This is a genomic window from Vreelandella rituensis (assembly GCF_003336665.1).
Lineage (GTDB): Bacteria > Pseudomonadota > Gammaproteobacteria > Pseudomonadales > Halomonadaceae > Vreelandella > Vreelandella rituensis.
On record NZ_QPIJ01000091.1, the window covers coordinates 1 to 9277 of the forward strand.

Below are 9277 nucleotides of genomic sequence, written 5' to 3' on the forward strand. Positions count from 1 at the left end.
GGTACAGACGTTGAGCAACCGGCTCACTAAGGGCTTTCAAGAGCTTGAGCCGTATGAGGGGAAACTCTCACGTACGGTTCTTAGGGGAGGGGGCTGCGGCAACGTTGCCTCCTTACCCGACTTGGCGTATCGCACCCAGGCGTATCAGCAGCACGGCGAGTCGGTGTCGTCTTCCGCAGCGGAAAAGCGCCTGGTGGACTTGAAGACTGAATTTCCGTGGCTCAAGGACGTATCGAGCGTCATCCTGCAACAAACCCTGCGTGACCAGAAAGCCGCCTTCGATAACTTCTTCAACCCCAAGCTTCGGGCGCGCTATCCGCGCTTCAAGAAAAAGGATGGCCGGCAGTCGATCCGCTTGACCAAAGCCGCATTTCGCTATCGTGACGGTGATATCACCATCGCCAAGTCCAAGGCACCCCTGCCGATCCGCTGGAGCAGGCCGCTGCCCAGCGAACCCTCCAGTATCACGATTTCGCAAGACCGTGCAGGCCGCTATTTCATCAGTTGCCTGTGCGAGTTTGCCCCGAACGCGCTGCCGATCACACCGAGAATGGTGGGGATTGATCTTGGGCTGACCGATCTGTTCATCACCAGTGACGGCGCGAAATCCGGCAACCCGCGCCATCTGAAACGCTACGAAGCCAAGCTGGCCTACCTTCAACGCCGACTGGCCAAGAAACGCAAAGGCTCGAACAACCGCAACAAGCTGCGCCAGAAGGTGGCGCGACTGCATGCCAAGATCGCGGACTGCCGCCGCGACGCAACCCATAAAGCCACTCGCGCACTGATCAACGAAAACCAAGTCCTGTGTATCGAGTCGCTGAACATCGCCGGCATGGTCAAAAACCGCCATTTAGCCAAGGCCATCAGCGATGCCGGCTGGGGCGAATTTGTCCGCCAGCTTGAGTACAAAGCCGCCTGGGCCGGACGACAAGTGGTGAAGGTAAGCCAGTGGTTCCCCAGCAGTAAACTGTGTCATGGCTGCGGTCACAAGGTTGAAAAGCTGCCGCTATCGCAGCGCCAATGGCAGTGTAAAGGCTGTGGCGAACCGATAGATCGGGACGTAAATGCTGCAAAGAATATTCGAACTGCCGGACTGGCAGGGTTAGCCTGTGGAGCGACTGGAGCGGGGGCAGCGGCCTAGCCGTTGTCTAGTGAAGGCGTGTTGAAGCAGGAAGGTTCTGGGGCGACCTTAGAACCCTCGCCCAAAGCGCGAAGCGCGGCGGGCGGGGAGTGTCAGCATGTGCTTCATGGTTTGGACCATGTTTGGTGAAATCGGCGTGCCTATCGCCGAACAACTAGCGCTCAACGGTACCCAGTTCGGCATCTTGACTGCCGTGCCGATACTCATCGGCTCGCTGGCACGCTTGCCCTTGGGCGCCATGACCGATCGCTATGGCGGACGCCCGGTATTCTTCATGATCCTGCTGCTCATCGTACCGTCGATCTGGATGGTACAGTTCGCCACTGAATACTGGCAGTTTCTGGTACTTGGGGGGTTTATAGGCCTGGCTGGCGGTTCCTTCTCTGTAGGCATCACTTACATCGAAAAGGATCGCCAAGGTCTGGCCATGGGCATTTTTGGTGCCGGTAATGCCGGAGCTGCAGTAACTAAATTCATCGCTCCTACGGTTATCGTGGTGCTGAGCTGGCAGGCGGTACCCAATATCTATGCGGCAATCATGCTGATCACCGCCATCCTGTTCTGGTTTTTTACCTTTTCCAATCCCGACCATCGCAATGCCAACAAGGTATCGCTGCGCGATCAAGCCAAAGTGCTCAACGACCCCAAGGTATGGAAGTATTGCCAGTATTACTCAGTGGTATTCGGTGGCTATGTGGGGGTATCGCTGTGGCTGACTCGCTACTACATGGGGGAATATGGAATGGGTATTCAGTTAGCAGCGCTGGTCGCCACCATCTTCGTACTGCCTTCCGGGGTGATTCGTGCTTTCGGCGGTTGGCTTTCCGACCGTTTCGGCGCCCATACCGTCACCTGGACCTGCATGTGGGCCAGTCTGATCGCACTGTTCATCATGTCTTACCCTGAAACGAACTACAGCATCCAATCCACCACAGGTGGCTCGGTGGACTTCAGCTTCGGCATTCCCATCTGGCTGTTCACCGCTGCGCTGTTTGTGGTGGGTATCGCCTGGGGAATCGGCAAGGCATCAGTCTTCAAGTACCTGTCTAACGACTACCATGAGAATCTCGGCCTGGTCTCCGGCATCGTCGGTTTAGCGGGGGGAATGGGAGGCTTTCTTTTGCCGATCATGTTCGGTGCCTTGGTAGACCTGACCGGCGTGGCCACCACGGTATGGATGCTCTGCTTTGGTGTAACGCTGGTGTCAATTATCTGGATGTGGTGGACTGAACGTCGTGTACCAATGCTGACCCGAAAAGTACTTGCCGAGACGACTCCATCAAATACTGTTTCAAGCCAAGCTGCGGCGGATAAGTAGTGCTCAAACCAGCTCGAAGAGCTGAAACCTTAAGGTCAGGTTGCTTCAGCCATCAGGTACTTCAGTAGCCAGGATTTTCAGTCATTAGAATTATGGGAGACCGCCGACATGGCCTGGAAATTGAGTCTATGCTGGAGAGATAAGGCGGTCTGGAATATTTCATAAAGTCTCTATTAATGAGGTGACTCATGCCAATCCCAGCTCTTCTCACTGGCTCAACGAAACGCTGGTTGCTTCTTCCCGTATGTTTCGTCGCTATCCAAGCCCTGGCAAACGAAAGCTACGACCTGACGTTTGAGGGTGATGGCAGTTTTTCCATTCCCCATGCCGATCACAGCGTTCATGCGGCTATCGTCGATTTACATGCTAATGAAGTTGTGGCCAAGCAGTCAGACACTATTTCGGGCACTGAAGACCCCGCTTTCTCCTTCCATTTCTCTGACGTACTCGAAGAAGGAAAGCTCTACGATCTGCATTACTGGATCGATTCCAACTTTGGTGGCGGTAAAGAAGGCGTTTGCGATCCTGTGGATATCGATCATCAATGGCGTATTCCGCTCGGTGAGCCCAGCGGGGATATCACCGAAGTGGCGCGGCATGCTCCTGCGGAACAGGCCCCCATATGCGCCACCTTCGAATGATCCGGTGAAGTACTCGGCCCGACACTTCTCAACTTATCCATGAAAGGGGGCCATGGCGAAGAGCCCCGCCCCCAGCATAGTGAATCTGCACGCCGCTCTGGATGCCGAGCATCACGCCTTTAACGATGAACTGGAGACACTCAAGCGCGAGTACCCCGAACGCCTTCAGGTCGTCAGCATTCATGAACGGGGTAGCCATGCCGATCATATTGGCCGCATCGACCGCACCTTGCTCGCCCGCTACCTGCCCGACGCCAGGGCCCGCTGCTATTTCGTGGGTTCCCAAGGTTTCATGACCGCCGTCAACAGCGCCTTGTCCGACTTTGGGTGTCCCACTTCGAACACTTCGGCACCTCGCGCCCTCTCAACGCGGCTTGACAGGCACTCGGCTCACTTGAGTGACGACCTGACGACAGGCGGCCCCGGCAACTACCCGCCGAGGTCGCTTTTTATTGGTTCGCAAAACCCGCTCCAGCATGACCCGGGTCAAAGGACGACCATAAATAGGCGACTAAGATACTCGGGTTTTCATCGTGAAGAGTCTCTGTCATGGAACTTGTATGTCCCGCTGGCAACCTGCCCGCCCTGAAACGAGCCGTTAATGAAGGCGCCGATGCCGTCTATTTCGGCTTCCAGAACAGCACCAATGCCCGCCAGTTCGCTGGTTTGAACTTCACCGACAAGCGCGCCCGTGAGGGCATCGACTACGCCCATTCACATGGCAAGCGGGTGTTTTGCGCGATCAATACCTACCCTCAACCCGATGGCTGGCAACAATGGACCCGCGCCGTGGACCAGGCTGCCGAATTGGGCGTGGACGCCCTGATTCTCGCCGATATGGGGCTGCTCGACTACGCCACTCGCCATCACCCGAACGTGGCGCGTCATCTTTCGGTACAGGGCTCGGCCACCAGCCATGAAGCGCTGCGGTTCTATCATGAACAGTTCGGCATCAAGCGTGCCGTGCTGCCCAGGGTATTGTCGATCACCCAGGTACGCGACCTGGCCAGGCAAACGCCGGTGGAACTTGAAGTCTTCGCCTTCGGCAGCCTATGCATCATGGCCGAAGGACGCTGTTATCTCTCGTCATACCTCACCGGAGAATCTCCCAACACCCGCGGAGTCTGCTCCCCGGCGGCCCATGTACGTTGGGAGGAAACGCCGCAAGGACTGGAATCACGCCTCAACGGCGTGCTGATCGACCGCTACGCCGATGGCGAACGCGCTGGCTACCCTACCCTGTGCAAGGGACGCTTCGAGGTGGATGGTGAGACATATCACGCCATCGAGGAGCCCACTAGCCTCAACACCCTGGAATTATTGCCGGAATTACGCGAACTGGGTATCAGCGCGGTGAAGATAGAAGGCCGCCAGCGCAGTCCCGCCTATGTGTCGAAGGTGGCAGGCATCTGGCGCCAGGCGCTCGATCGTCTTGAAAGGGCGCCCGATCGCTTCCATCCGGACCCCACCTGGATGGCCGGGCTCGCCGAGCTCTCCGAAGGTGCCACCACTACTCTGGGCGCCTACGAGCGCCGTTGGAAATAGGAGTTCGCATGCCATCCGATAAGCTTCATCTCTCCCTCGGGCCGGTACTCTTCTACTGGACACGCGATCACTACGTTGACTTCTACCGCGAGGCTGCCGATTGGCCGGTGGATATCGTCACACTGGGTGAAACAGTCTGCTCAAGACGCCGCGACATGAAACTCGATGATTGGCTGGGTATCGGGCGGGAGCTTGCGCAAAGTGGCAAACAGGTGGTGCTCGCCAGCCAGACCCTGATCGAGTCCGAAGCCGATTTGCGCGATTTACGCAAACTCTGCGACAACGGTGACTTCATCGTCGAGGCCAACGACCAGAGCGCCCTGCAACGCCTCTCCAGTGCTCGCCTACCGTTCATCGCCGGAGCCGCTCTCAACCTCTATAACCCCGCCACCCTGGGCGTCCTGGCCCGTACCGGCATGCAACGCTGGCAGGCGCCCGTGGAAATGTCCCGGGACGATCTAACCCGACTGATCGCCGACTGCCGGCAGGCGGGTGTGAACCAACCCTGCGAAGTATTCGCCTACGGTCACCTGCCACTGGCCTGGTCGTCGCGCTGCTTCACCGCACGCCGACACCAGAAGCCCAAGGACCGCTGTCAGTTCGTCTGTCAGCAATATCCCGAAGGGCTGGCGCTGCGCTCCCAGGAATCGAAGGAGGTGTTCACGCTGAACGGCATTCAGACCCTTTCCGGCGCTTGTCAGGACTTGAGGCATGAGCTTTCGGCCATGACCGAGATGGGCGTTTCAGTGGCACGCCTTAGCCCACGCGCGGAAGGCATGCCCGAGGTGGTGCAAGCATTCCACCAGGCTCGTAGCGGTGAGCTTCCGGCACCCGACCCGCTGGCGCTGGTAGATGCCGAGCTATGTGACGGCTACTGGTACGGCCGCCCAGGAATGGACAACAGCCGCACCCAAACTGGCTGAAAAGAGGAGCGCCCTATGTGTCAACATGACACCTTATCCGGCACAGTCCGCCTGCCTATTGCCGGTCTGACGCCCATAACCACATTGGGCTACCCTAACCACTTGGCTTGTGTGGTATTTCTGCAAGGCTGTCCGCTACGTTGCGGCTACTGTCACAATCCCCAGATGGTAGCCCCAAGACGCGGCAAGCCGCACGAATGGCAAGAAGTGAAGCAATTTTTGGCCAGCCGGCGTGGCCTGCTCGAGGCGGTAGTGTTCAGTGGTGGAGAACCGACGTTGCATAATGGGCTGGTCGGCGCAGTTGAAGAGGTAAAGGCGATGGGCTTCAAGGTTGGCCTGCACACGGCCGGCCCCTACCCTGAACACCTGGCTCGGCTGCTGCCGCAGCTGGATTGGGTCGGCCTTGATGTGAAGGGGCGTGGACAGGATTTCGACCGGATATGCGGTCGCCCAGGCATCTGGCAACGCCATAGCCACAGCTTGGTCACTCTGCTCGACGGCGATATCGACTTCGAATGCCGCACCACGGTGCACTGGAAAGATTTCACGTTTGCCCAGGTGGAGCGCCTGGCGTTGACACTGGCCGACTGTGGTGTGCGTCACTATGCACTGCAGCTGGCTCGCACCAATCAGTGTATCGCCCCTACTTATCGCCAGGCGATTCCCGACGCGCCGCCCATGGCGATGTTGACGGCCCTGGTCAAGCGTCTAGCCCCTTATTTCGAGCGTCTCGAGTTGAGACAGTGACATATCCCATTTTCCAGCAGGTTTTTACGATCCTCTCAATCTCTGCGCGTCAGGCGCTCCAGCCCCATCAATACCTCGCCCAAGCGCCCCTGGGCGAGGCCCTCCTCACAGCCATCCAATAAATTCTTCAGCATCAGACCCAGCTCGGTGTCTCCCTCGATCAGCAAGCGACGCTGGAAAAACAGGCTGTCAGGGTCTTCACGGCGAGTGGCAAGGCACAGGAATTCTCTCCAACCTCCCCGGATAGTCGCCTCACCGACCTCACGACACAGCACCAAGCGTTGACTCTCGAGCGTCAGGTTCAGCGCCACCCCTACATCGTCGATCGCCAAGGTGATACGACGCCCCTCCAGCGCATCGAATTCGCCCTCTTCGAGGGGCGCGGCAAAGGTACGGTTGAGCAAGGGTTCGACTAGTCGTCGCTTGATAGCGAAAGGAACCCTAGGGTCGAGAAGAGCAATCAAACGACTAGGCGCCGGGGGAAGCGGCAGTGAAGAAGACTGCGTGGGTACAGGAAAAGACACAGGTACTGAAAAAGGCAGCAGTGACATGACAAACACTCCGGGCGAACACATCAATGGGAAACTCCGAGGTGCTCATCCTAGGCGCTGCCATGGTGCTTCGCACTGACACACATCAAGCCATGAGCGCTAAGAACAGCCATTCAGCATGGGTGTTTCTGGAACACTGCCTTCACCATGCCCCACAGGGGTATAAATAACCATCAAGTGGTCATTTACACCCTGTTTGTTAAGGGTATAAATGACCCTGAAAACCTCATCCCATTGATTTTAAATCAATTAAAAACTGGCACGCCTATTGCAGTACTCATGGTGTCCTTCTTACTTTCCACGGAGTCATACCATGAGCCTTTTCCAACAGCCTGTCGGTCGCCTTGCGCTTACTTTGCCCGGCGCCACTCGCATTTTTCACGAGCATCATATCGACTTTTGCTGCGGTGGGCGCATGAGCCTCGAACAGGCCGCTACCCAGGCCGGCGTGGATATCGAAACCCTTGTCACCGCCCTACAGGCCTTGCCCGCCGGCAACCCCAGCGACCGCGACTGGCAAGAGGCCAGCAACGATGAATTGATCGATCACATCCTCGAACGCTATCACGCCGTTCACCGTCAGCAGCTGCCCGAACTGATCCGTATGGCACGTCGTGTGGAACAGGTCCACGGAGAGCGTGACACCTGCCCCAATGGCTTGGCCGACCTCTTTACGACAATCCATCAGGAGATGGAAAGCCACATGCAGAAGGAAGAACAGATTCTCTTCCCGATGCTTCGCAAAGGCATGGGTGCCCAAGCCCGAGGGCCTATCGCAGTAATGCGCCATGAACATGACGATCATGGAGAAAATCTAGAGCAGGTCATGGTGCTGACCAACAACATCACTCCCCCTAAAGGGGCCTGCACCACTTGGCGCGCGCTTTATACCGCGATAAGCGAGTTCCGTGAGGATTTGATGCAGCATATTCACTTGGAAAATAACTTGCTATTCGAACGTGCGAGCTAATCCGTTGCGTATGTCACACCCATGACCAATGGAAATGACAAGGCGTTACTTTTTTAAAACACGCGTAGCGCCTTGTCTCTGATGCCCACCGGAGAACCCCATGCGGCTATGGAAACGCAAGTCGGCCACTCTATTCTTCGATTCATCTCAGGATGGCTCCTCTGTCATTCACGAACGCGACCGCCTGAAAGCACGTATCGACCAACTCGAAAGTGAGCAGCGCATTCATCAACACCTCTTCCAGAATCTGACCGGGTTCGGGGATTCGGTGGTGGCCCTGCGCGAATCCTTTACCGAGCTTTCCGACCTGCTGGTCGGTAACCAGAAAGTCACCGATTTCACCGCCAACGAATCATTGCGCAGTCACGATGCCTTGACCGCCATGGTTGCGGAACTTCTTACACTTAACCAACACATCAGCCAAGCCGCCGAGCAAGTCACTTCATTGCGTGGCGATGCCGGAGATATCGGCAACTTCGTCAATGTCATCGGCGAAATTTCGCTGCAAACCACCTTGCTTGCCTTCAACGCCAGCATTGAAGCCGCTCGCGCCGGCGAGGCGGGGCGCGGATTCGCCGTTGTGGCCACCGAGGTACGCCATCTCGCCTCGCGGACCACCACCGCCAGCGACGAAATCGGCGGCTTGACCGGTAATATTCTCCGCCAGACCGGCACTGTCGACGGCGTCATGGCGGACAATGCCAAAAAGGCCGCGAGCTTGAGCGCGGAAGCCAGCCAAGTCATGCAGCGCACCGAACACCTTCTGGCCTTGACCAGTGAAAGCAGCCAGACACTCTCCTTTTCCGCCATGCTCAGCGAAGTGGAAGTCGCCAATATGGAAGAGCTGGAGGTTAAGCTTGAGGTGTATCGCATCTTTATGGGGCTATCGGACAAAACCGTTGCCGACTTGCCTGATGAAACTCAGTGCGCCCTTGGGCGTTGGTACTACGAAGGCACCGGCAGCAGCATGTTTCACGCCGATGAAGATTTTCGAGCACTGGAAGTACCTCATCGAGAAGTACATCGCCAGGCCATCGAGGCCGTTTCCCAATATCGGGAAGGCCGTATCGACGATGCCATGCGGGCCCTGACCCGCATGGAAGCAGCCAACCTGGATGTCATGGAACGGCTGCGCTATATCATGCGAAAGTACAAGCCCGAGATGCACCATACAACCCTGCTCAAGCAGGAAGGCGACAACGCCAGGCTTGAGCGGGGATCATCTTCAGGTGTCACACCGTGCGTGAAAACCGCCCTTCCTGAGGCTTGAGATAGGCATCAAAGGCCATCGCCACGTTACGCATCATCAGGCGTCCCGCAGGCAGCACTTCGATGGCATCGGCATGGATGGCCAGCAGTTCATCACGCTGCATTGCTTCCAGATGCACCAGGGCATCAGCGAAGGTCTCGCGAAATGTCACCGCATGGCGCGCCTCGA

At 57.3% G+C, this 9277-nt stretch carries 10 protein-coding genes and 1 pseudogene; 9 read left to right on the forward strand and 2 right to left on the reverse strand.

The window, feature by feature from the left end; translation table 11 throughout:
- From DU506_RS19980 to DU506_RS20010, 7 genes are all read left to right on the forward strand, one after another.
- On the forward strand, positions 1-1144 hold a 1144-nt coding region (locus DU506_RS19980; RefSeq protein ID WP_147273795.1), incomplete at its 5' end, for an RNA-guided endonuclease InsQ/TnpB family protein.
- Positions 1145-1241: 97 nt separating this feature from the next.
- Positions 1242-2462 carry an MFS transporter gene (locus DU506_RS19985; protein WP_114488618.1) on the forward strand — a complete coding sequence of 407 codons (1221 nt, stop codon included), beginning with the start codon at positions 1242-1244 and terminating at the stop codon, positions 2460-2462.
- A 188-nt stretch (positions 2463-2650) separates the two neighbouring features.
- Positions 2651-3103, forward strand: a complete 453-nt coding sequence (locus DU506_RS19990; protein ID WP_114488619.1) for a hypothetical protein — start codon at positions 2651-2653, stop codon at positions 3101-3103.
- 52 nt (positions 3104-3155) lie between these two features.
- On the forward strand, positions 3156-3692 hold the full coding sequence (locus DU506_RS22355) for a ferredoxin reductase domain-containing protein (RefSeq protein WP_235825835.1): 537 nt from the start codon (positions 3156-3158) through the stop codon (positions 3690-3692).
- Complete coding sequence (gene ubiU, locus DU506_RS20000) at positions 3653-4648, forward strand: ubiquinone anaerobic biosynthesis protein UbiU (RefSeq protein ID WP_114488620.1); 996 nt, start codon at positions 3653-3655, stop codon at positions 4646-4648. The genes DU506_RS22355 and ubiU overlap by 40 nt, the downstream gene beginning before the upstream one ends.
- 8 nt (positions 4649-4656) lie before the next feature.
- A complete protein-coding gene (locus DU506_RS20005) occupies positions 4657-5571 on the forward strand; it encodes a U32 family peptidase (RefSeq protein WP_114488621.1) in 915 nt (304 codons plus the stop codon).
- Positions 5572-5586: 15 nt separating this feature from the next.
- Positions 5587-6318 carry an anaerobic ribonucleoside-triphosphate reductase activating protein gene (locus DU506_RS20010; protein ID WP_114488622.1) on the forward strand — a complete coding sequence of 244 codons (732 nt, stop codon included), beginning with the start codon at positions 5587-5589 and terminating at the stop codon, positions 6316-6318.
- Positions 6319-6353: 35 nt separating this feature from the next.
- Here DU506_RS20010 and ubiT read toward each other — a convergent pair whose 3' ends face one another.
- The gene (ubiT, locus tag DU506_RS20015; RefSeq protein ID WP_114488623.1) at positions 6354-6869 is read right to left on the reverse strand and encodes a ubiquinone anaerobic biosynthesis accessory factor UbiT; all 516 of its coding nucleotides are present in this window, start codon (positions 6867-6869) and stop codon (positions 6354-6356) included.
- A 313-nt stretch (positions 6870-7182) separates the two neighbouring features.
- Here ubiT and ytfE point away from each other — a divergent pair, with 313 nt between their 5' ends.
- On the forward strand, positions 7183-7839 hold the full coding sequence (gene ytfE / locus DU506_RS20020) for an iron-sulfur cluster repair protein YtfE (protein ID WP_114488624.1): 657 nt from the start codon (positions 7183-7185) through the stop codon (positions 7837-7839).
- A gap of 100 nt (positions 7840-7939) precedes the next feature.
- A complete protein-coding gene (locus tag DU506_RS22715; protein WP_114488625.1) occupies positions 7940-9109 on the forward strand; it encodes a methyl-accepting chemotaxis protein in 1170 nt (389 codons plus the stop codon).
- On the opposite strand, the pseudogene DU506_RS20030 reads toward DU506_RS22715, so the two are convergent.
- Positions 9072-9277: pseudogene (locus tag DU506_RS20030) on the reverse strand (oxygen-independent coproporphyrinogen III oxidase); the annotation flags it as partial. The gene DU506_RS22715 and the pseudogene DU506_RS20030 sit on opposite strands and share 38 nt — an antisense overlap.

What these genes read in the sequence shown, in the direction of transcription:
- DU506_RS19985 (WP_114488618.1), top strand. Translation starts at nt 1,242, where the DNA reads ATGTGCTTCATGGTTTGGACCATGTTTGGTGAAATCGGCGTGCCTATC.
- DU506_RS19990 (WP_114488619.1), top strand. Translation starts at nt 2,651, where the DNA reads ATGCCAATCCCAGCTCTTCTCACTGGCTCAACGAAACGCTGGTTGCTT.
- DU506_RS22355 (WP_235825835.1), top strand. Translation starts at nt 3,156, where the DNA reads ATGGCGAAGAGCCCCGCCCCCAGCATAGTGAATCTGCACGCCGCTCTG.
- ubiU (WP_114488620.1), top strand. Translation starts at nt 3,653, where the DNA reads ATGGAACTTGTATGTCCCGCTGGCAACCTGCCCGCCCTGAAACGAGCC.
- DU506_RS20005 (WP_114488621.1), top strand. Translation starts at nt 4,657, where the DNA reads ATGCCATCCGATAAGCTTCATCTCTCCCTCGGGCCGGTACTCTTCTAC.
- DU506_RS20010 (WP_114488622.1), top strand. Translation starts at nt 5,587, where the DNA reads ATGTGTCAACATGACACCTTATCCGGCACAGTCCGCCTGCCTATTGCC.
- ubiT (WP_114488623.1), bottom strand. Translation starts at nt 6,869, where the DNA reads ATGTCACTGCTGCCTTTTTCAGTACCTGTGTCTTTTCCTGTACCCACG.
- ytfE (WP_114488624.1), top strand. Translation starts at nt 7,183, where the DNA reads ATGAGCCTTTTCCAACAGCCTGTCGGTCGCCTTGCGCTTACTTTGCCC.
- DU506_RS22715 (WP_114488625.1), top strand. Translation starts at nt 7,940, where the DNA reads ATGCGGCTATGGAAACGCAAGTCGGCCACTCTATTCTTCGATTCATCT.